Genomic DNA, 21,060 nt, shown 5'->3' with positions numbered 1-21,060 from the left:
TGCGTTTTTCCCCTTGCCTTTCACAACACACAGGAGACATGACCATGCCGTTTTTTCGTTTCACCACCGTGCTTGCAGCCGCGCTTGCCGGTGGGCTTTTCCTGGCCGCAGCGCAGGTCCGGGCCCAGGCTCCGGCCCCGCTGTCGGCACCAGCACCAGTACCAGTACCAGCACCGGCCAAGCCCTACCGCATAGGCGCGGCCGTTTATGGGCTCAAGGGCGAGTTCATGCAGATGTGGACCAAGGAGCTGAAGGCGCATCCGGCCGTGAAGGACGGCACGGTGCAGATCACCGTGTTCGACGGCAACTACGACGCGCTGACGCAGAGCAACCAGTTCGACACCATGATCACGCAGAAGTACGACGGCATCCTCTTCGTGCCCATCGACCTGAAGGCGGGCGCGGCGCCCGTGCACAAGGCGGTGAAGGCCGGCATTCCCGTGGTGGGCTCCAACACGCGCGTGCAGGGCGAGGTGCTGACCTCCTACGTGGGCAATGACGATGTGGTGGCCGGCCGCATGCAGGCCGAGGCGCTGATGAAGGCCATCGGCGGCAAGGGCAATATCGTCGTCATCGAGGGGCCCATAGGCCAGTCGGCACAGATCGAGCGGGCGCGCGGCAATGACGAGGTGCTGGCCCGCCACAAGGACGTGAAGGTGCTGGCGCGCAAGACCGCCAACTGGTCGCGCGCCGAGTCCATGGGCCTGATGGAGAACTGGCTGACCGCATTCCCGGGCCAGATCCAGGGCGTGATCGCCCAGAACGACGACGAGGCCCTGGGCGCGGTGCAGGCCATCAAGACCAAGGGCATCGATATCAAGACCATCCCGGTGGTGGGCGTGGACGGCGTGGCCGCCGCCATCACGGCCGTCAAGCGCGGCGAGATGACCACCAATTTCCAGGACGCCCAGGCCCAGGCGCAGGGCGCGCTGGATGTGCTGCTGCGCCAGCTAGTCGGCCCGTCCTACCGGCCGCGCTCGGTGGTATGGAGCGAGTATGCCCAGGCCATGCCCTGGGGCGATGGCACGGCCAAATCCTACGAGGTGCCCTGGACAGCCATCGTGCCCGCCAATGCCGACGCCTTCTTGCAGAAGGTGCGCAAATGAGCGCCGCCGGCCTGGAGCGGGACTTCGACGGCCGCACGGCCCTGGTCACCGGCGGCGCGGGCGGCATCGGCCTGGCGATTGCCCGGCAGCTCGCCGAAGGAGGTGCGCGTGTCGTCCTGCTGGACCTGGAGCGGCAGGCACTGGACGTGGCCGCTGCCAGCCTGGCGGAGCCCCGGCACCACCTGGCGCTGGAGGTGGATGTGACCAGGCCCGAGGGCGTGGAGCAGGCGGTGGCCACGGTGCTGGAGGCCACGGGCCGCATCGACATCCTGGTCAACAGCGCCGGCGTGGCGCTGCTGGAGCCGGCCGGCGAAGTCAGCGAGGCGGCGTGGGATCGCACGCTGGCCGTCAACCTCACGGCGCCGCTGCTGCTGGCCCAGGCGGTGGCACCGGCCATGCGCCGCCAGCGCCACGGACGCATCATCAACCTGGCCTCGCAGGCCAGCGTGGTCGCGCTCCGGCGCCATGCCGCCTATTGCGCCAGCAAGGCGGGCCTGGTGGGGCTGACGCGCGTGCTGGCGCTGGAGTGGGCGTCCGACGGCATCACCGTCAACGCCATCTCGCCGACCGTGGTGGACACGCCGCTGGGCCGCAAGGCCTGGGCCGGGCAGGTGGGGGAGGCCATGCGGGCACTCATCCCCACGGGCCGCTTTGCGCAGCCCGAGGAGGTGGCGCGGCTGGCCGTGTTCCTGGCCGGTACGCACGCCGGCATGCTGACGGGCGAGAACATCGTCATCGACGGGGGCTACTCCATCCAGTGAGCGGCCTGCCGGCCCCACGCCTTTCTTCCATCAACGCGGGAGTCCTCCATGACGAATCTTCAAGCTGCATCTTCGCCGCCGCTCTTGGGGCGGCGCGCGCTGGACCTGCGCAGCCTGCGCGAGCGCTACGGCGTGGTCATCGCGCTGATTGCACTGTGCGCGGCGCTGGCGCTGGCCAACCCCCATTTCATGACCTGGGGCAACTGGGCCGACATCCTGCGCCAGACCTCCATCAACGGCATTCTGGCCATCGGCATGACGTGCGTGGTGCTGACGGCGGGCATCGACCTGTCGGTGGGCGCCATCCTGGCGCTGGCCGGCATGGTCGGCGCCTGGCTGGCGGCCGATGGCCAGGGGCTGGCGGTGAGCGTGGGCGCCGGGCTGGGCGTGGGCATGCTGCTGGGCGGCGTCAACGGCCTGCTGGTGGCCTGGTTCGCGGTGCCGCCCTTCGTTGCCACGCTGGGCATGCTGAGTGCGGCGCGCGGCCTGACCTACATCTACAACGACGGCATGCCGGTGTCCGAGCTGCCCGACGGCTTTCTTGCCATCGGCGCCGGCCAGCTGGGACCCGTGCCCATGCCCATCGTGATCTTTGCCGTTGCCGTCGCGGTGTTCGCCTTCGTGCTGCGCTACACCGTGTATGGCCGCTATATCTACGCCGTGGGCGGCAACCTGCGCAGCGCCAAGACCAGCGGCATCAACACCCGGGCCATCGTGCTGCTGGTCTATGTGGTCAGCGGCCTGCTCGCGGGGCTGGCCGGCATTTTGCTGGCATCGCGCACCACGGCGGCGCTGCCGCAGGCCGGCGTGTCCTACGAGCTGGACGCCATTGCGGCCGTGGTGATTGGCGGCACCAGCCTGTCGGGCGGCACGGGCAGCCTGGGCGGCACGGTCGTCGGCGCCCTGCTCATCGGCGTGATCAACAACGGGCTGAACCTGCTGGGCGTGTCCTCGTACTACCAGCAGCTGATCAAGGGCGTGATCATCGTCGGCGCCGTGCTGCTTGACAGTTCACGCCGCAGGGCATGAAGCGCTGCGCCCACCTCCTGTCCACCATCTGCAACCCGGGAGAGTTCCATGCAAAACACCCTGCCTGACGCCGCCGATACGAACATGCTGGCCGTGGTCTGCCACGGGCCCAGGGATTACCGGCTCGAACGCGTCGCGCGTCCGCAGGCCGGGCCGCGCGAGCTGGTCATCCGCGTGGCTTCCTGCGGCATTTGCGCGGGCGACTGCAAATGCTGGGCTGGCGCGCCGCGCTTTTGGGGAGATCCGGAAAAAGGCCGCCCCGCCTATGTGCGCCCGCCGGTGATCGCGGGCCACGAGTTCTGGGGCCATGTGGTGCAGGTGGGCGAGGGTGCCCAGGAGCACCACGGCGTGCAGCTGGGTGACCGGGTGATCGCCGAGCAGATCGTGCCCTGCCATGCCTGCCGCTATTGCAGGACCGGCTTTCGCTGGATGTGCGAGGTGCACGATGTCTACGGCTTCCAGGGCCAGGTGGCCGATGGCGGCATGGCCGAGTACATGCGCCTGTCCGCCCGCGCCGTGGTGCACCGGATTCCCGAGAGCGTGGCCTTCGAGGATGCGGCCATCACCGAGCCGCTGTCCTGCGCCATCCATGCCGTCAACCGCGGCGACATCCAGCTCGATGATGTGGTGGTCATCGCCGGCGCGGGCACGCTGGGCCTGCTCATGGCCCAGGTCGCGCGCCTGAAGACGCCGCGCCGGCTGGTGGTCATGGACCTGTCGGACCAGCGCCTGGCGCTGGCACGCCGCTGCGGCGCCGACGTGACCATCAACCCCGCGCGCGAGGATGCCCGCGCCATCGTGCATGCGCTGACCGACGGCTATGGCTGCGATGTGTACATAGAGACCACGGGCGCGCCCTCGGGCGTGACGCAGGGGCTGGACCTGGTGCGCAAGCTCGGCCGCTTCGTGGAGTTCAGCGTCTTCGGGCGCGAGACCACGGTGGACTGGTCCATCATCGGCGAGGAAAAGGAGCTGGACCTGCGTGGCGCCCACCTGAGCGCCCATTGCTACCCCATCGCCATCGACCTGCTGGCGCGCGGCTTGGTCACCTCCGAGGGCATCGTCACCCACCGCTATGCGCTGTCGGAGTGGGAGAGCGCCATCCGGGTGGCCGATTCCATGGACTCGGTCAAGGTCCTGCTGCTGCCCCACGCTGGCGAGGCCCGGTGAGCGGCGCTACACTGCGCGCCTTTCCCGGCACCCTTGGAGGCACCCTTGACTGAAAGCGACCTGACGCGACTGGCAACCCTGTACTACGTCGATGGATGTACGCAGGACCAACTGTCCAAGGAGTTCGGCATCTCGCGCGCCACCGTCGGACGGCTGCTGCGCCGCGCGCAGGAAGAGGGCATTGTCGAGATCCGCGTGCGGCCGCATTCGCTGGTGTCCGCTGACCTGGAGCGGCAGCTGACCGAGCGCTTTCACATCAAGCGCGCGCTGATCGCGGTGGACCACAAGGATGCCGACCGGCAGCGCGAACTGCTGGCAGGCCTGGTGGCCAGCGAGCTGGAGCGCATCCTGGTCGATGGCTCCATCGTGGCCGTGGGCATGGGGCGCAACGTGTCCTCGGTCTCCGAGCACGCCCTGTCCGCCACACGGCGGGAATGCCACTTCGTCAGCGCCATCGGCGGCTCCTACCGTGGCGGGGAGGCGATGAACGCCGACCACATCGCGCGCCGCCTGGCCGCGCGCTTTGGCGGCAAGTCCGAATCGCTCTATGCGCCGGCCCTGGTGGGCGATCCGCAACTGCGCAAGGCGCTGCTGGACAACGACACCGTCAGGCACACCCTGGACAAGGCGCGCCGTGCCGACATCGCCCTCATCGGCGTGGGCGATGTCAGCGTGGACAGCAACATGGCCCGCATGGGCTGGTTTTCCGCGCAGGAGATCTCGGACGCCCGCCGCGCGGGCACGGTGGGCGACATGATGGGCTACGACTTCATCGACATCCACGGCCAGCCGGCCGCAACCCCCATGCAGGACCGCGTCATCGGCCTGAGCCGCGAGGACCTGCTGCGCATACCCAACGTCATCGCCGTGGCGGCCGAATCCAGCAAGGTCACGGCCATCCTGGGCGCCCTGCGCACCGGCGCCATCGACACGCTGGCCACCACCACCGCCAACGCGGCGGCCGTGCTGCAGCTGGACGATGTCATGGGGACGACGCGCTGACGCAGTGGGGGAGGCGAGGCTCTTGCGCGGCGCGCCTAGTTCGACGCGCGGCGGTAGAAGGCCAGCGAGCCTGCCAGCGCCAGCAGCATGCCGCCGCACAGGCGGTCCAGCCACATCACGGCCCGCCCGCGCAGCAGCCGCGCGGCGCGTGATCCTGCGAAGGCATAGGCCAGCATCACCAGGAAATCGATGAGCGCGAACACCAGCGCAATGGCGATGTACTGCGGCGCCTGGGCGGCCGCCGGGTCGATGAACTGGGGCAGCAGGGCCGAGCAGAACAGGTAGCCCTTGGGATTGGTCACGGCGACCAGGAACGATTTGAACAGCACGGTGCGGGCGCTGTAGCCGTCGGCGCCTGCCTCCGCCTTGCCGTCGCCCTGGGGTGCCGACAGCGATCCGCCCCGGCTGCGCAGCATGCGCAGGCCCAGCCAGGCCAGGTAGGCCGCTCCCGCCCACTTGACCACCGAGAACCAGAACTCCGAGGCCGCCAGCAGCGCGCCCAGGCCCAGCGCGACCGCGCCGACCAGCACGAAGTCCGACAGCACGGCGCCCAGCATGCCCGGCAGGGCGCGGCGCACGCCGTGGCGCGAGCCATTGGCCAGGGCCAGCAGCACGGTGGGACCGGGGGTGATGATCGCGATCAGCGCGACCAGGGAGAAGACGAGCAGGGTGGCGAGGGTCATGTCGGCGAAGGCTCATGCGGTTGGCAACAGCCTGCCACTGTGCCAGCTTTGCCTGCCGTGCGCAGCCCCTGCCGACCCGGGGCAGGGCAAACGGGGCGGGCAGGCGTCAGTCGCTGCCCACGCCGCCGGCGGCAAAGACCGGGCCGCGCGTGCCGGGCACCCAGCCCGGGTAGGTTTCCATCACTTCGGCGAACAGGGCCGAGTCGATCCAGCGCTGCAGCCAGGCCTGCAGGTGCGGCCAGGGCTGCTCGTTCCATTGCGACTCGTCGATGCGTGCGTACTGGCGCACGAAGGGGCGCAGGGCCATGTCGGCCAGGCTGGGGTTCTGGCCGAACAGGTAGCCGGTGGCCTCCAGCTGGTCGTCCAGCTCGGCCAGCCAGGTCAGGGCATCGGCCTGGGCGTGGTTGACCTCTTCGGCCGTATAGCGCTCGGGGTACTTGCAGCGGTCCAGGGCGTGCTTGAAAAAGCCGTCGTTGCGCTCGATCAGCGCCAGCATGTCCTGCAGCGAGCCGCTGGTCGGTGCCAGCCAGCCGTCCGGGTCATTGGCGCGCAGCGCGTGCAGCATGACATCCAGGCTCTGCTCGATCACGCGGCCGTCCTCCAGCACGGGCACCGTGCCCTTGGGCGAGGCGTCGAGCAGCGCCTGCGGCTTGTTGCGCAGGTTGATTTCGCGCAGCTCGCAGGCCAGGCCGGCATGGGCCAGCGCCAGGCGGGCGCGGATGGCGTAGGGGCAGCGGCGAAACGAGTAGAGAACCGGCAGGGTCTGGGTCATGGAGCGGGGACGGGGCTAGGGGCCAAAAGCGGCAGATGATAGCGCCGGGGCCAAAGTCAGGCGGCCTGCGGGTCTTGCCGCGGGCGTCCGTGGCTATTGCAGCTGCGCCAGCAGCCATTGCCTGAAGGTCTTGAGCGCCGCGCTGGGTGCGCGCGAGCGCAGGTGGGTCAGCCAGTAGGCGCCCGTGTCCACCTCCTGCTCGAAGGGGCGCACCAGCCGGCCCTGCTGCAGCAGGTGCTGGAACATGCGCGCCGGCAGCAGGGCCACGCCCGCGCCCTGGGCCGCCGCCTCGGCCAGCGTCAGCGAGGAGTCGAACATGGCCCCGCGCGCCAGCGGCGCGCTCTGGTCCAGGGTGGCAAACCAGCTCTCCCACTCCTGCAGGCGGTACGAGCGCAGCAGCGTCTGCCCTGCCAGGTCGGCCGGCTGGCGCAGGCGCTGGGCCAGGGCCGGGGTGCACATGGGCGTCAGCGGCGCGCGCAGCAGCAGCTCGGCGCGCGTGCCCTGCCAGGCGCCGTCGCCAAAGCGCACGGCCGCATCCAGCCCTTCGCCGGCCAGGTCCACGCGGTTGTTGTGCGTGAGCAGTCGCAGGTCGATGTAGGGGTGCTGCTGCTGGAACTGTCCCAGCCTGGGAATCAGCCAGCCGATGGCGAAGGTGCCGACCACGCCCACGGTGAGGACCTCGCGCGGGCGCGGCTCGGCCACCTGCTGCAGCGAATGCTCTATGCGCGCAAAGCTCTCGGCCACGGCAGGCCACAGCGCATGGCCTTCGTCGGTCAGCGCCAGGCCGCGCGGCAGGCGCCGGAACAGCGGCTTGCCCAGGCGCTCCTCCAGGTTGCGGATGTGCTGGCTGACGGCGGCCTGGGTCACGCACAGCTCGTCGGCCGCCCGCGTCAGGTTGAGATGGCGCGCGGCTGCATCGAACATGCGCAGGGCATTGAGGGGCAATTGCATGGTGAGCCAATAGTTTTTCTAAGGGATGCTGCCAATTATTCACGCTGGTCGCAGCTTGGGCGCGGCGCTATCGTTGCGTTTGTCGATCTGCAACTGAAAAGGAAAAACAATGCAAAGACGCGATTTTCTGATGACGGGCGGTGCTGCGGCCTGGATGGCGGCCGGGCTGGCCGGCTGCGCCCTGCCATCAAAAAAACAGGGGGCTGCCGACCAGGCCTTCAGGACCGAGCTGGCGCGCATCGAGAAAAGTGTGGGCGGCCGGCTCGGCGTGGCCGTGCTGGAGGCGGAGTCGGGCGCCAGCGTGGACCACCGCGGCGACGAGCGCTTTGTCATGTGCAGCACCTTCAAGCTGCTGCTGGCTGCCCAGGTGCTGGACCGCGTGCAGCAGGGCGATGAGCGCCTGTCGCGCCGCGTGCACTACGCCAGCTCCCGGCTGGTTCCCTACTCGCCGGCCAGCGGCCCGCGTGCCGGCGATGGCGGCGGCATGACCATCTCCGAGCTGTGCGAGGCCGCCGTGGTGCTCAGCGACAACACCGCCGCCAACCTGCTGCTGGACGCCAGCGGCGGACCGCAGGCGCTGACGCAGTGGCTGCGCGCCAGCGGCGACGAGACCACGCGCCTGGACCGCATGGAGCCCGAGCTCAACGAAGGCCTGCCCGGTGACGAGCGCGACACCACCACGCCGCTGGCCATGGTGCAAAGCATGCAGCGCCTGCTGCTGGGATCGGTGCTGGACGGCCATGGCCGCGCCCTGCTGCAGCAATGGCTGGTGGCCAGCCGCACCGGCGACAAGCGCCTGCGCGCGGGTATGCCGGCCGGCTGGCGCGTGGGTGGCAAGACGGGCACCGGCGATCGCGGCACGGCCAACGATGCCGTCATCGCCTGGCCCACGCCGCAAAGCGCACCGCTGCTGGTGACCGGCTACCTCACCGAATGCCCGGCCGATGCGCCGCAGCGCGATGCGGCGCTGGCAGCGGCCGGCAAGGCGGCCGCACGCTGGCAGGCAGCGGTGCAAGGCTAAGTTGCGCCACCACGTCGCTTGATTTGGGCGATTTCAAAAAATTGGCGCGGCCTGAAGACGAGAGACACCGAGGAAGGGCCTGGGCCGGCCGCGCCGCCCCCGCACCGAGGGTGTCGCCGGCCGCCCGTATGCCCCCTCGTGAGGGGGAAGGCGCACAGCGCCTCAGGGGGTTACAACTTCTTGACCAGGACCTGACTTTTGCGGTCCCAGTTGTACTTGGCCTTGCGCGCCTCGGGCAGCCAGTCGGGGTCCACGGGCTGGAAGCCGCGCTTGATGAACCAGTGCATGGTGCGCGTGGTCAGCACGAACAGGCTGTCCAGGCCCTGGGCCTTGGCGCGCTGCTCTATGCGCTTGAGCAGCTTCTCGCCATCGCCCGTGCCCTGGCTCTTGGGCGAGACGGTGACGGCCGCCATCTCGGCGGTCCGGGCGCTGGGGTAGGGGTAGAGCGCGGCGCAGCCGAAGATCACGCCATCGTGTTCGATGATGGTGTAGTGGGCGATGTCGCGCTCGATCTCGGTGCGGCTGCGCTTGACCAGGGTGCCGTCCTTCTCGAAGGGCTCGATCAGCTGGATGATGCCGGCCACGTCGTCGGGCGTGGCCTCGCGCAGCTCTTCCAGCTTCTCGTCGATGATCATGGTGCCGATGCCGTCGTGCACATAGATCTCCAGCAGCAGGGCGCCGTCGATGGCGAAGGGCAGGATGTGGCTGCGCTCCACGCCGTGCTCGCAGGCATGCACGCAGTGCTGCAGGTAAAAGCCCGTGTCCGTGGGCTGCTCGGGCGTGGGCAGCTCGGCCAGCATGCGGCGGGCCGTGGCCAGGGGCAGCTCGGTGTCGATGGGGTTGGTCTCGTCGGCCGGGCCCGTGGGGTCCATGCGGATGCCCGGCACCTCGGTCATGAAGATCAGCTTGTCGGCCTTCAGCTCGATGGCCACGCGCGTGGCCACCTCTTCCATGCTCAGGTTGAAGGCCTCGCCGGTGGGCGAGAAGCCGAAGGGCGACATCAGCACCATGGCATCCATGTCCAGTGCGCTGCGGATGCCGCTGACATCGACCTTGCGCACCAGGCCCGAATGCTTGAAATCCACGCCGTCCACGATGCCCACGGGCCGCGCCGTGAGGAAGTTGCCCGAGATCACCCGCACCCGCGCGCCGGCCATGGGCGTGTTGGGCAGGCCCTGGCTGAAGGCGGCCTCGATCTCGTAGCGCAGCTGGCCAGCGGCTTCCTGGGCGCAGTCCAGCGCCACGGAGTCGGTGATGCGCACGCCGCGCGAGTACTGGGCCTCGTGGCCCTTGGCGGCAAGCTGTTCGTTGACCTGGGGACGGAAGCCATGGACCAGCACGATCTTCACGCCCATGGCCTGGATCATGGCCAGGTCCTGGACGATGGAGCTGAGCTTGCCCGATGCGATGGCCTCGCCCGTCAGTCCCACCACAAAGGTCTGGTGTCGGAACTTGTGGATATAGGGAGCCACGGACCGGAACCAGGGGACGAAGGTGAAGTTGAAGACGGTGGACATGGTGGTCAGTCGGGGCATCGGGCCGATGCCGGGCAGAAAAAAAAGGCCTGCGGACAGGTCCGCCAGGACATGCTCGCGCAGGCAGGCGCCAGTGTAGCGGCATGGCGCGGCACCTGCGCACAGAAATGGGATGGAACGCCACGCAAATCGGCCCTGCTGCACAGTGCCGGGGGCACAAGGCACAGGACCTTGTCCGACGGGGGCCCGCCTGCAAGCCCGTGTAAGCTTCGCCACCATCGGTGAACCACGCAAGGCGCCCCCATTCATGCCATTGAGCGCTTCCATGTTTTTTCCGTTGCTTGCGCGGCCCGCGCGCCTTGTGCCGTGGCTGGCGGCGCTGGGCATGGTCGCAGGGGCAGCCCAGGCTGCAGGGGAGGCTCCGGCCTCCCAGGCTGCCGCCGCGATGAGCTTCGTGCAGGCCCGCCAGGCGCTGCTGCAGGGCTCCGACCAACTGGCCGCCTCGGCCAAGGCCGTTGAAAGCGCGCGCCTCAGACGCCAGGGTACGCAGGGGCTGGGCGGGCCTTCCGTGGCCATCACGGGCCTGGGCTACCGCTACTCGGCCAATGCCGACATCGATCTCGATCCTGCGCGGCGCACCCTGGACGGCGTCCTCGGCCAGCTGCCGCCCTCGGTGGGGCCGGCCATTCCCTCGCTGCCGCAACTGCCCACCTCCTATGCCTTGCAGCGCAAGAGCACGAATGCCTCGGCCAGCCTGTCCCTGGTCTGGCCGCTGTACCTGGGCGGCCTGTCCGATGCGGTGCGCAGTGGCCTGGACGCTGCCACCGACGAAGCCCTGGCCGATGCCGCCAGCAGCAGCCACGCCCTGCATTCGCTGCTGGTGCAGCGGTACTTCGGTGCCCAGCTGGCCGAGCGGGCCGCACGGCTGCGCGAGCGTGCGCTTGAAGGCGTGCGCATGCATGACGCGGCGGCGCAAAGCATGCTCAAGGCGGGCGTGATCTCCCGGCTGGAGCGCCTGCAGGCCCGTGCCGCGCTGGCCGACGCCGAGCAGCAGGCGCGCAAATCGCGCGACGACGCAGACCTGGCCGCAGCGGCGCTGGCGCGCACGGTCAAGGCGCAGCGGCAGGTGCTGCCCAGCACGCCGCTGTTCGTCAGCAGCCGGCCCTTGCCGCCGCTGGACGGCTTCGTCGCCGCGGCCCAGTCGCACCATCCGGGTCTGGACAAGGTGCAGGCCAAGAAGCGCCAAGCCGAGTCGCTGCACGATGCCCAGGAGGCGCTGCGCCGGCCGCAGCTGCTGGCCTTCGGTTCGCGCGAGGTCAACACCAGCGGCAAGCCCAACTGGGTGGCTGGCGTGGCCGTGCGCTGGACGCTGTGGGACAGCATCGACCGCGATGCGCTGGCCGCCTCCTCGCAGCGCAAGATCGAGCAGGCCGAGCTGACCCAAGCCCAGGCGCTCAGCGACATCGCGCTGCTGGTCGAAAAGAACTGGCTGGGCGTGGAGCAGGCACGCCGCCAGTACCAGGCCCAGCAGGCCCAGGAGGATCTTGCGCGCGAGCTGCTGCGGCTGCGCGAGGCCGGCCTGCGGGAAGGCACCAGCACCACGCTGGACCTGATCGATGCCAGCCTCAATCTCGCCAAGGTCCAGACCCAGCGTGCCGAACTGGCCAACCAGTATGTGCAGGCCCTGGCCGCACTGCTGGAGAGCACGGGCCAGAGCGAGGAATTCGACCGATTCATGGCCCAGGCCGACATACAGATCCCACCCGACGCACCATGAGCACAGCCACGCCCGACCATCCCCGCAGCGCCACCGAAGCACCCGGCCCCGCGCCCGTGCCGCCGGGGCACAGGCGCCCCTGGCTGGCCCTGGCCATCGTGCTGGCCGTGCTGCTGCTCGTGGCCTGGGGCTTTTGGCGTGCGGCGCAGCCCGCCCCCCTGTATTTCCAGGGCCAGATGGAAGCGCGCGAGACCGACATCGCGCCCAAGGTCACGGCGCGCATCGCCAAGGTGCGGGTCACCGAAGGCCAGAAGATCCAGCCCGGCGATCTGCTGGTGGAGATGGACAGCCCCGAGGTGCGCGCCAAGCTGGCCCAGGCCGAGGCCGCGCGCGATGCCGCCCAGGCCCAGGCCGACAAGGCGCAGGCCGGCGCCCGCCCGCAGGAAGTGCAGATGGCGCGCCTGAACTGGCAGCGCGCCCAGACGGCCGCCGACCTGGCCCAGACCTCGCTGCGCCGTGTGCAAAGCCTGTTCGACCAGGGACTGGTTGCGGCCCAGAAACGTGATGAAGCCGATGCCAACTGGCGCGCCTCGCGCGACCAGGCGCTGGCTGCGCGTGCGCAGTATGAAATGGCGGCTTCGGGCGCGCGCCAGGAGGATCGCAGCGCTGCCCAGGCCCAGGCACGCCAGGTGCAGGGCGTGGTCGCCGAGGTGGAGGCCGCGCGTGCCGAGACCGAGCTGCGCAGCCCCGTGGGCGGCGAGGTGGTCCAGGTGCTGGCCCGCCAGGGCGAGCTGTCCCCGCAGGGCGTGGCCGTGGTCACCGTGGTGGATCTGGCCGACCAGTGGGTGGTGCTCAATGTGCGCGAGGACCAGCTTGCACGCTTTGCCCAGGGCAGCCGCTTCACCGGCCGTCTGCCGGGCCTTGACAACCGCGAGGCCGGCTTCGAGGTCTACTACCTGGGTGTGCTGCCCGACTTCGCCACCTGGCGCGCCACGCGCGCGGGCCAGGGCTTCGATGCGCGCACCTTCGAGGTCCGCGCGCGGCCACAGCAGCCCATTGCGGGCGCGCGGCCCGGCATGAGTGTGGTCGTGGAAGGCGGCCGTTGAGCGGCCGGCGGCAGTGAGCGCGAACCCGCCCACGGCCTTTGCCGCCAGCCTGCGGCGCGAATGGCGTCTGCTGCGCGGGCGGCCCTGGGACCTGGCCATGGTCAGCTGGGTGCCGCTGCTGGCGCTGCTGCTCATGGTCTGGATCTTCTCGGCAGGCCTGGTCCAGCGCCTGCCCGTCGCCGTCTGGGACCAGGACCACAGCGCCCTGTCGCGCCAGCTGGTGCGCATGCTGGATGCCACGCCGGGCCTGGCCGTGCAGTCGCAGGTGCTCAATGCCTCGGAGGCGCAATGGGCGCTGCAGTCCATGAATGCCTACGCCGTGGTGCAGATCCCGCCAGACTTTGCGCGCGACATCAAGCGGGGCCAGGGGGCCGACGTGGTGCTCATGCACAACGCCCAGCTGGCCACGCATTCCAGCCTGATCCAGCGCGACCTGCGCCAGGTGGTGGGAACGCTGTCGGCCGGCGTGGAAATGCAGGCCCGTGCCAAGCGCGGCGACCCGGCCCAGGCGCTGCGCGTGCGCATGGAGCCCATACGCACCAACCTGGTGTCGCTGTTCAACATCTCCACCAATTACGAGCAGTTCCTGGCGGCGGCGCTGATTCCCGCGCTGCTGCACATCCTGGGCATGACGGCCGGCGCCTGGTCCGTGGGGCGCGAGCTGCGCGACCGCACGCTGGGCCAGTGGATGGCCGAGGCTGCGGGCCCGGGAAAGCCCGGCTGGAGCGCCATCGCGGGCGCCTTGGCGGGCAAGCTGGCGCTGTCCTGGGCCAGCCTGGGCCTGGGCGGTACGCTGGCCATGCTGTGGCTCACGGCCGGACGGGGCTGGCATCCGGGGCAGGGCGCTGCCAGCCTGGCCTGGGTGGCGCTGGCCCTGCTGCTGCTGATCGCCGTGAGCCTGGCGGCCGGGGCGCTGCTGGCGGCGCTCACGCTGTCACTGCGCACGGCGCTGTCGGGCGCGGGCCTGCTGTCGGCGCCGGCCTTTGCGTTCAGCGGCGTGGGCTTTCCGCTGCTGGCCATGCCGGATTCGGCGCGTGCCTGGGCCCTGTCCATGCCCTATACCCACTATGCGCGGCTGCAGATAGAGCAGTTGCAGATGGGCGCGCCCATCGTGCAGAGCCTGCCCGTGGTGGCCGGGCTATTGCTGGCCGCGCTGGTGTTGCTGCTGCTGGCCACGGCAGGCCTGGCGCGCGGCCTTTCCCGCCCCGACAAATGGGGAGGGCGTTGAGATGGCCAGGGGCTTTGCGCATGACTTCATCAGCGCCCTGCGTGCCGTGTTCGGCGACGTGGGCGTGCTCATGCTGCTGGTGGGCGCGCCCGTGCTCTACGGCTTCTTCTATCCCTGGTTCTATGGGCAGGAGGTCGTGCAGCGCGTGCCCGTGGCCGTGGTGCAGCACGACGGCAGCGGCCTGGCACGCCAGATGCTGCGCTTTGCCCAGGCCAGCCCGCGCATCGAGGTGGCCCTGGTCACGGGCGACGAGGCCCAGGCGCAGCAGGCCCTGCTGGATGGCCGCGTCATGGGCTACGCGCTGCTGCCGCGCGACCTCAAGCGCCGCGTGGTGCGCAGCGAAGAGGCCGTGGTCCCCGTCTATGCCAACGGTGCCTACCCGCTGGCCGCCAAGCAGGTGCAGTACGGCTTTGCCGAGGCCTTCGGCACGGTCTCGGCAGGCGTGGAGCTGCGGCGGCTGACGGCCGGCGGACAGAGCGCACTGCAGGCCCAGGCCAGCCGCTCGCCCGTCAACCTGCAGATGCAGGCTTTGTTCAATCCGACGGAAGGCTACGGCAGCTTCGTCGTCGCCGCCGTGGCCATCATCATCCTGCAGCAGACACTGCTCATGGGCGGCGCGCTGCTGGTGGGAACCTGGCGCGAGCAGGGATTGGACAGGGCGCCGGCACGCACCTGGCTGGCGCGGCTGCTGGCGCTGTGCACGCTGGGCTGGCTCTCGGGCCTGTACTACTTCGGCTGGATCTTCGTCTGGCACGACTATCCGCGCGGCGGCAATCCCTGGGGTGCGCTGGCGCTGCTGGCCGTCTTCGTCCCGGCCGTGGCGGGAGCGGCGGCGCTGCTGGGCTGGTGGCTGGCCAACCGCGAGCGCGCCATGCAGGTGGTGCTGTTCACCTCCATCCCGCTGGCCTTCGTCGGCGGCTTCAGCTGGCCGGCCGAGGCCCTGCCGCAACTGCTGCAGGCGCTGCGCTGGCTGTCGCCCAGCACGGCGGCCATCCAGGCCTCGCTGCGCCTGAACCAGGCCGGCGCCCCGCTGGAGGCGGCGCTATGGCATCTGTCCGTGCTGCTGGCCCTGGCGCTGCTGGGCTGGGTGGCCGTGCTCTGGCTGGGAAGCCGCCGCGTGGACCCTGGCGATTGACCGGTCGGGGCTTCAGGCCGGCGCGCCCGCGCCGCGACCCCGTCCCTGCACGGCCAGCATCAGCAGCACCACGCCCACGATGGGCAGCAGCCAGGTGTTGATGCCGTCCCAGCCGGCCGTGTGCAGCAGCTGGCCCGAGCCGAACGAGGCCACGGCCACGGTGCCGAAGACCAGGAAGTCATTGAGGGCCTGCACCTTGGCGCGCTCGGCAGGGCGGTAGCACTCGGTCACCATGGCCGTGGCGCCGATGAAGCCGAAGTTCCAGCCCACGCCCAGCAGCACCAGGGAGCCCCAGAAGTGCAGCAGCTCCAGCCCCATCAGCGCCATCAGGGCCGAGGCCGCGATCATCACCAGCCCCAGCGCCGTGATGCGGCGCTTGCCAAAGCGCGCGATCAGCCGGCCCGTGAAGAAGCTGGGCGCGAACATGGCCAGCACATGCCACTGGATGCCCAGCGCCGCCTCGCCCACCGTGTGGCCGCAGCCCACCATGGCCATGGGCGCGGCCGTCATCAGAAAGGCCATGAGACCGTAGCTGACCACGCCGGCCGAAGCCGCCACGATGAACTGCGGCGTGCGCGCAATCTCGGCCAGCGGCCGGGCCTCGCCCGCCACGGCGCGGGCCTGGGGCGGCGGCAGCTTCAGGCCCAGCAGCAACGGCAGGGCCAGCAGGGCGAGCACGGCCTGGCTGTAGAAGCTGCCGGCGAACGGCGTCATGGGCAGGGCGTCGCGCGTCCAGATCACCACCTGCGGGCCGATGATGGCCGCGATCAGCCCGCCGATCATCACGCGCGAGATGGCGCGCGCCTGCTCGGCGGGGTCGGTCATGGCGTCGGTGGCCGCAAAGCGGTAGCTCTGCACGCAGGCCGCGTAAAAGCCCGCCAGCGCCGTGCCGATGCAGAAGGTCACGAAGTCCGATTGCGCAATGCCCTGGGCCGCGATCACGCCCGAGACCACGCCCAGGATGGCTCCCAGCACATAGGCCGTGCGCCGCCCCATGCGCTGCATCAGCCAGGCCGCGGGCAGCGTGGACAGCGCCAGGCCCAGCTGGTAGATGCTGACCGGCAGCGTGGTGGCCGTGGGATTGGTGGACAGCTGCTGGCCGACCAGGCCGCCCAGCGAAATGATGATGGGCGGCGACGCGCCCCCCAGCGATTGCGCGGCCACGAGCAGGCCGAGGTTGCGGCGCTGCAGCGCTGGAGTGTGTTGTTCTGGTGTCATGGCTTGTGCGGCGGAAAGACCGCATCTTCACCGAAAAGCATGAGGGCTGGGTTAAGCGTTGTTCCGTGTGCCTGCCCTGTCCAGGCGCTGCTGGAGCAGGGATTTGCTGTACGCCTCCTGGAAGATCTGGTGGATCAGCTCCCTGAACCATTTGTGCCCCGCGTCATGGTCGTTGCGCGGATGCCAGACGGCGTCGATGGACAGGGCAAGCTCGGGCAGGGGCATGGGGCGCGCCACGCAGTTGGAGCCGGACAGCACGCTGTGCATCCAGTGCGCGGGCATGGCGGCCACCAGGTCGGTGGATTCGATGACGGGCACCATGCCCAGCCAGGTGGGCACCTGGAACATCACGCGCCGCGCCAGCCCGCGCTCGGCCAGGAGTTCATCCACGATGCTGCTGCCCACGCCCGTGACCTTCAGGTGGCCCTGCTCCAGGTATTTCTCCAGCGTGAGCGGGGAGGCAGCGGCCGGATGGTCCTTGCGCATCAGCACCATCCACTGGTCGTCCAGCAGGCGGCGTGACGCCGACAGCACCGAGCGACCGCGCGAGACGGAAAGGCGGATTTCCACGCCTTCGTACTCGACCCGGTCCGAGGGCTGGCGGCCGTCGAAGGACTGCACCGACAGGCTGATGCCCGGCGCCACCGCACGCAGATGGATGCACAGCTGCGGGAGCAGCAGTACGCCCACGTAGTCGGACAGGCGCAGGTGGAAATTGCGCCGCGCCGTGGCCGGATCGAAGCCCTTGCTGACCTCGATGGCGCTTTCGATCTCGCTGAAGGCCTTGCGGAAGCTGCGCGCCAGGCGCACGGCCTCGGGCGTGGGCGACATGCCTTCGGCCGTGCGCAGCAGCAGCGGGTCGTTGAACTGGGTGCGCAGCCGGCGCAGCGCATGGCTGACGGCCGAGGAGGTGATGCCCAGCCGCGCTGCGGCCTTGCCCACGCTGCGTTCTTCCACCAGGGCCTCGAAGATCACCAGCAGGTTGAGGTCGATGCTGCGCAGGTTGACCGGAGCCCGGGGCGCGCCGTCTGCATGTTGAATGCTGTTCATTTTGATGATGACAAAGATGAGCTTGACTGAATTTTACGTGCGTCACGACAATGCACCAGCTTTGAAATGAATGCCCATGAATTCACCCAGTTTCAACCGCTGTGCCGGTAATTGCGACGCAGTAGAAAATCCAGCGGAACAATATCTGTTTCCAGAAAATTCCTGCGATACCCATTTCCATGTATTTGGTCGTTCCGATGATTTTCCGTTGATTGCGGAACGCGCCTATACACCGGCCGTCGCGTCCATGGACGATTATTGGAAAGCCTTTCGCCCATTGGGTGTGGACCGTTGCGTTCTGGTCCAGCCCAGCGTGTATGGCCGCGATCACGGCCTGCTCAAGCAGACGCTGCGCCATGCCGAAGCAGGCCGCATGCGGGGCGTGGCCGTGATCTACGAGGACACGCCGGATACAGAGATCGAAGCGCTGCACGCCCTGGGCGTGCGCGGCGCGCGGTGCAATGCGCTGTTTTCGGGCGGAGTCTCCGTCTCCAGCCTGCGGGCCGTGGCCGACCGCATCCGGGGCCTGGGCTGGCATGTGCAATTGCTGGTGAACGTGGATGAAGACCCTGGCCTGGCGCAGCGCGTGGCCGACATGGGCGTGGCCGTGGTGGTGGATCACTTCGGCCACCCGTCGCGCCAGCTGGGCGCCGGCGGGCCGGGCAGCCGCAACCTGCAGGCGCTGATGAAGGAAGGGCGGGCCTGGGTGAAGTTCTCGGGCGCCTACCGGATATCGGCAACGGCATCGGCCGTGGACCCGGCCGTGGTTCCCATTGCACATGCCCTGGTGCAGGCCAATCCGCACCGGATCGTATGGGGGTCGGACTGGCCGCATCCCGGAATAAAGGCCCGTTCGAATTCCGCTGGCGAATTGGCACAGGCATTGGTGGATTGGGTTCCGGAGGAATACAGGCACACGGTATTGGTCGATAACCCCGCGCGCCTGTATTGGAGTCATTGATTTTCAAATAGCAGGAGACATAGAAAATGAATCGAATCACATCGGGCCGCAGAGGCTTTATCCGCACGGCGGTATCTTTCGCGGCGCTGGCTGCGGCATCGGCTGCATCGGCAGTGCAGGCGCGCGCATTTCCCGCCAAGCCGCTCACGCTGGTCGTGCCCTTTGCTCCGGGCGGCAACGTGGACATCGTGGCCCGCACGCTGGGCATACCGCTGTCCCGGCATGCGGGCCAGTCCGTGATCGTGGACAACCGTGCGGGCGGCGGTGGTGCCGTGGGCTCGGGCTGGGTGGCGCGTGCCGAGCCGGACGGGCATACGCTGCTGGTGGCCACGCCGGGCCAGTTGGGCACCTTGCCCGAGATGATCAAACTGCCCTACCGCGCCGACAGCTTTGCGCCCATTGCCGTGGTCAGCCGCACGCCCGTGGTCGTGGTGGTGCGCGCCAACGACGCGCGCTTCAAGACCGCTGCCGATTTCATCAAGGCGATGAAGGCCAAGGATGGCAGCGTGACCGTGGGCCATGCCGGCCCGGGCTCGCCCAATCACCTGGCCGTGCTGCAGCTGGAAGATGCGGTGAAGGTGCGCGTCAATCCCGTGCCCTACAAGGGATCGGGGCCGGCCCTGGTCGATCTGATCGGCGGGCAGATCGATGCCGTGGTGGACCAGATCACCAGCTCCACGCCGCATATCAAGAGCGGCGCCCTGCGCGCGCTGTTCGTGCTGGGGCCGCGCGCCGGGGGCGGGCTGGCCGATGTGCCCGACCTGGCCCAGATGGGCCTGCCGGTGTTCGATGCCACCACCTTCGTGGGCGTGTTCGCGCCCAAGGGTGCGCCCACGGCCAGCGTGGACAGCCTGTATGGCTGGATCTCCCAGTCTGTGGCCGACCCGGAGTTCAGCCGCCTGATCCGCGAACTGGGCAGCGAGCCCTTCCCGGCCAGCGCGGCCGTGCTGCAGCGCCTGGTCAGCGAAGAGGCCGCGCTGGCGGCGCGGCTGACCCGGCAGGGGCGTCTGCGCGCGGAGTAGCCGCCGCGCGCACTTCTAGTACCCGGCCGCCAGCCCGTCGCGGCGCGGGTCGCTGGCGATCTGGTAGCCCTCCACGGCGGGATCGCCCATGCGCCAGATGAACTGGCCGGCGCCGAAGTCCTGGTAGGGGTCGTGGATGACCTCCACCTGGTGGCCCAGCGCCTGCAGGCCGGCGATGGTGGTCGGGTCCATGCCGCCTTCCACGTTGATGGCCAAGCCTTCGTTGACGCGCCAGCGCGGCGCATCGCAGGCCGCCTGGGGCGACTGGCGGTAGTCCAGCATGCGCACCACAGTCTGCATGTGGCCCTGGGGCTGCATGTTGCCGCCCATGACGCCGAAGCTCATCACGGGCTGGCCGTCGCGGGTCAGGAAGGCCGGAATGATGGTGTGGAAGGGGCGCTTGCCCGGGCCCACCAGGTTGGCGCGGTTGGGATGCTGGGGGTCCGTGCCGAAGCCGTGGCCGCGGTTTTGCAGGCTGATGCCGAAGGTCGGCTCCACCACGCCCGAGCCAAAGCCCGAGAAGTTGCTCTGGATGAAGCTGACCATCATGCCGTTCTCGTCGGCTGCCGTCAGGTAGATGGTGCCGCCGCGCACGGGGTTGCCGGCCTTGAAGTCCTGCGCACGGCGCGGATCGATCAGCCTGGCGCGCGAGGCCAGGTAGGCGTCGTCGAGCATCTGCGCGGGCGTCACCTCCATGTCCGCGTCGGCCACGTAGCGGTAGATGTCGGCAAAGGCCAGCTTCATGGCCTCGATCTGCAGATGCTGGGAGGCCACGCCATCCACCGGCAGGCTGGCCAGGTCGAAATTGGACAGAATGCCCAGCGCAATCTGCGCGGCAATGCCTTGCCCGCCCGGCGGGATCTCGTGCAGCGTGTGGCCGCGGTAGTCCTTGGCCAGCGGCTGCACCCATTGCACCTCGTGCGCGGCCATGTCGGCCATGCCCAGGCAGCCGCCGTGCTGCTGCACGAATGAGGTCACGGCCCGTGCAATCTCGCCTTCATAAAAGGCCTTGCCGCGCGTGGCACCAATGGCGCGCAGGGCGCGCGCTGCAGCGGGAAAGCAAAACAGCTCGCCCACTTCCGGCGCGCGGCCCCGGGGCAGGAAGCTTTCCCTGAACCCCGGCTGCGATTGCAGCTCGGGCGCGCCTGCGGCCCATTTCTGCTGGACCACGGGCGGAACCAGGTAGCCGCGCTCGGCGATCTCGGCGGCCGGCTCCATCAGCGCGTCAAAGGGCAGCTTGCCGAAGCGCTCGTTCAGGGCCACCCAGGCGCTGACGGCGCCCGGCACCGTGATGGAGTCCACGCCCCGGCGCGGCGGCTTGTCCTGGCGGCCGTAGCGCTGGTGGAAGTACTCGGGCGCCCAGCCCTGCGGTGCGCGGCCGCTGGCGTTGAGCCCGTGCAGCTCCTTGCCATCCCAGAGGATGCAGAAGGCGTCCGAGCCCAGGCCGTTGCTCACCGGCTCGACGATGGTCATGGCCGCCGCCGCCGCAATGGCCGCGTCCACCGCGTTGCCGCCTGCCCACAGCATGCGCAGGCCGGCCTGCGCCGCCAGCGGGTGGGAAGTGGACACGGCATTGCGCGCGAACACGGGCACCCGCCTGGAGTCGTAGGGGTTGCCGGGAGTGAAGGGAGAGGAAGATGCGTGCATGAAAGA

Annotated in this window: 19 protein-coding genes; 12 read left to right on the top strand and 7 right to left on the bottom strand. The window is 69.5% G+C overall.

Annotated elements, in window-relative coordinates:
- Positions 1-44 precede the first annotated feature (44 nt).
- The 5 genes from DACI_RS23050 to DACI_RS23030 are packed head-to-tail and all read left to right on the top strand — an operon-like array spanning position 45 to position 5,068.
- Positions 45-1,106 carry a substrate-binding domain-containing protein gene (locus DACI_RS23050; protein WP_012206381.1) on the top strand — a complete coding sequence of 354 codons (1,062 nt, stop codon included), beginning with the start codon at positions 45-47 and terminating at the stop codon, positions 1,104-1,106.
- Entirely contained in the window at positions 1,103-1,867 is a 765-nt protein-coding gene (locus DACI_RS23045) for a GolD/DthD family dehydrogenase (RefSeq protein ID WP_012206380.1), read from the top strand. Before DACI_RS23050 ends, DACI_RS23045 begins: the two co-directional genes overlap by 4 nt.
- Before the next feature lie 48 nt (positions 1,868-1,915).
- Positions 1,916-2,896: an ABC transporter permease gene (locus tag DACI_RS23040; protein WP_012206379.1), complete on the top strand. Its 981-nt coding sequence runs from the start codon at positions 1,916-1,918 to the stop codon at positions 2,894-2,896.
- A gap of 48 nt (positions 2,897-2,944) precedes the next feature.
- Entirely contained in the window at positions 2,945-4,066 is a 1,122-nt protein-coding gene (locus tag DACI_RS23035; protein ID WP_012206378.1) for an erythritol/L-threitol dehydrogenase, read from the top strand.
- Positions 4,067-4,111: 45 nt separating this feature from the next.
- Positions 4,112-5,068, top strand: a complete 957-nt coding sequence (locus DACI_RS23030; protein WP_012206377.1) for a sugar-binding transcriptional regulator — start codon at positions 4,112-4,114, stop codon at positions 5,066-5,068.
- A gap of 35 nt (positions 5,069-5,103) precedes the next feature.
- On the opposite strand, the gene DACI_RS23025 is transcribed toward DACI_RS23030, so the two are convergent.
- The 3 genes from DACI_RS23025 to DACI_RS23015 all read right to left on the bottom strand — a co-directional run bounded on the left by DACI_RS23025 (position 5,104) and on the right by DACI_RS23015 (position 7,474).
- Positions 5,104-5,751 carry a LysE family translocator gene (locus DACI_RS23025; RefSeq protein ID WP_012206376.1) on the bottom strand — a complete coding sequence of 216 codons (648 nt, stop codon included), beginning with the start codon at positions 5,749-5,751 and terminating at the stop codon, positions 5,104-5,106.
- Between the two features lie 106 nt (positions 5,752-5,857).
- Positions 5,858-6,523, bottom strand: coding sequence for a glutathione S-transferase (locus DACI_RS23020; protein ID WP_012206375.1), 666 nt, complete (start codon positions 6,521-6,523; stop codon positions 5,858-5,860).
- 93 nt (positions 6,524-6,616) lie between these two features.
- Positions 6,617-7,474, bottom strand: coding sequence for a LysR family transcriptional regulator (locus DACI_RS23015; RefSeq protein WP_012206374.1), 858 nt, complete (start codon positions 7,472-7,474; stop codon positions 6,617-6,619).
- A 109-nt stretch (positions 7,475-7,583) separates the two neighbouring features.
- Between DACI_RS23015 and bla the strand changes: the two genes are divergently transcribed.
- On the top strand, positions 7,584-8,495 hold the full coding sequence (bla, locus tag DACI_RS23010; RefSeq protein ID WP_012206373.1) for a class A beta-lactamase: 912 nt from the start codon (positions 7,584-7,586) through the stop codon (positions 8,493-8,495).
- A 170-nt stretch (positions 8,496-8,665) separates the two neighbouring features.
- On the opposite strand, the gene argA is transcribed toward bla, so the two are convergent.
- Positions 8,666-10,012 carry an amino-acid N-acetyltransferase gene (gene argA / locus DACI_RS23005; protein ID WP_012206372.1) on the bottom strand — a complete coding sequence of 449 codons (1,347 nt, stop codon included), beginning with the start codon at positions 10,010-10,012 and terminating at the stop codon, positions 8,666-8,668.
- 283 nt (positions 10,013-10,295) lie between these two features.
- Here argA and DACI_RS23000 point away from each other — a divergent pair, with 283 nt between their 5' ends.
- The 4 genes from DACI_RS23000 to DACI_RS22985 are packed head-to-tail and all read left to right on the top strand — an operon-like array spanning position 10,296 to position 15,156.
- Positions 10,296-11,747, top strand: a complete 1,452-nt coding sequence (locus tag DACI_RS23000; protein ID WP_012206371.1) for a TolC family protein — start codon at positions 10,296-10,298, stop codon at positions 11,745-11,747.
- Complete coding sequence (locus DACI_RS22995) at positions 11,744-12,793, top strand: HlyD family secretion protein (protein WP_012206370.1); 1,050 nt, start codon at positions 11,744-11,746, stop codon at positions 12,791-12,793. Before DACI_RS23000 ends, DACI_RS22995 begins: the two co-directional genes overlap by 4 nt.
- A 13-nt stretch (positions 12,794-12,806) precedes the next feature.
- The gene (locus tag DACI_RS22990; RefSeq protein ID WP_043782338.1) at positions 12,807-14,021 is read left to right on the top strand and encodes an ABC transporter permease; all 1,215 of its coding nucleotides are present in this window, start codon (positions 12,807-12,809) and stop codon (positions 14,019-14,021) included.
- A gap of 1 nt (position 14,022) precedes the next feature.
- Positions 14,023-15,156, top strand: coding sequence for an ABC transporter permease (locus tag DACI_RS22985; RefSeq protein WP_012206368.1), 1,134 nt, complete (start codon positions 14,023-14,025; stop codon positions 15,154-15,156).
- 12 nt (positions 15,157-15,168) lie between these two features.
- Here DACI_RS22985 and DACI_RS22980 read toward each other — a convergent pair whose 3' ends face one another.
- Positions 15,169-16,374, bottom strand: coding sequence for an MFS transporter (locus DACI_RS22980; RefSeq protein ID WP_012206367.1), 1,206 nt, complete (start codon positions 16,372-16,374; stop codon positions 15,169-15,171).
- A 51-nt stretch (positions 16,375-16,425) separates the two neighbouring features.
- On the bottom strand, positions 16,426-17,424 hold the full coding sequence (locus tag DACI_RS22975; RefSeq protein ID WP_012206366.1) for a LysR family transcriptional regulator: 999 nt from the start codon (positions 17,422-17,424) through the stop codon (positions 16,426-16,428).
- Between the two features lie 70 nt (positions 17,425-17,494).
- On the opposite strand from DACI_RS22975, the gene DACI_RS22970 reads away from it, so the two are divergent.
- Together DACI_RS22970 and DACI_RS22965 are read left to right on the top strand one after the other, a co-directional pair.
- Complete coding sequence (locus DACI_RS22970) at positions 17,495-18,385, top strand: amidohydrolase family protein (protein ID WP_012206365.1); 891 nt, start codon at positions 17,495-17,497, stop codon at positions 18,383-18,385.
- A 26-nt stretch (positions 18,386-18,411) separates the two neighbouring features.
- Positions 18,412-19,407 (top strand): tripartite tricarboxylate transporter substrate binding protein, encoded by a 996-nt coding sequence (locus tag DACI_RS22965; RefSeq protein ID WP_012206364.1) that lies wholly within the window; start codon positions 18,412-18,414, stop codon positions 19,405-19,407.
- Between the two features lie 15 nt (positions 19,408-19,422).
- Here the strand turns inward: DACI_RS22965 and DACI_RS22960 are convergent, their stop codons facing one another.
- On the bottom strand, positions 19,423-21,054 hold the full coding sequence (locus tag DACI_RS22960; protein ID WP_012206363.1) for a gamma-glutamyltransferase family protein: 1,632 nt from the start codon (positions 21,052-21,054) through the stop codon (positions 19,423-19,425).
- Between the last annotated feature and the right edge of the window lie 6 nt (positions 21,055-21,060).

This window comes from Delftia acidovorans SPH-1, assembly GCF_000018665.1.
Classification (GTDB): domain Bacteria; phylum Pseudomonadota; class Gammaproteobacteria; order Burkholderiales; family Burkholderiaceae_C; genus Comamonas; species Comamonas acidovorans.
This window is presented reverse-complemented; position numbering and strand designations above follow the sequence as displayed.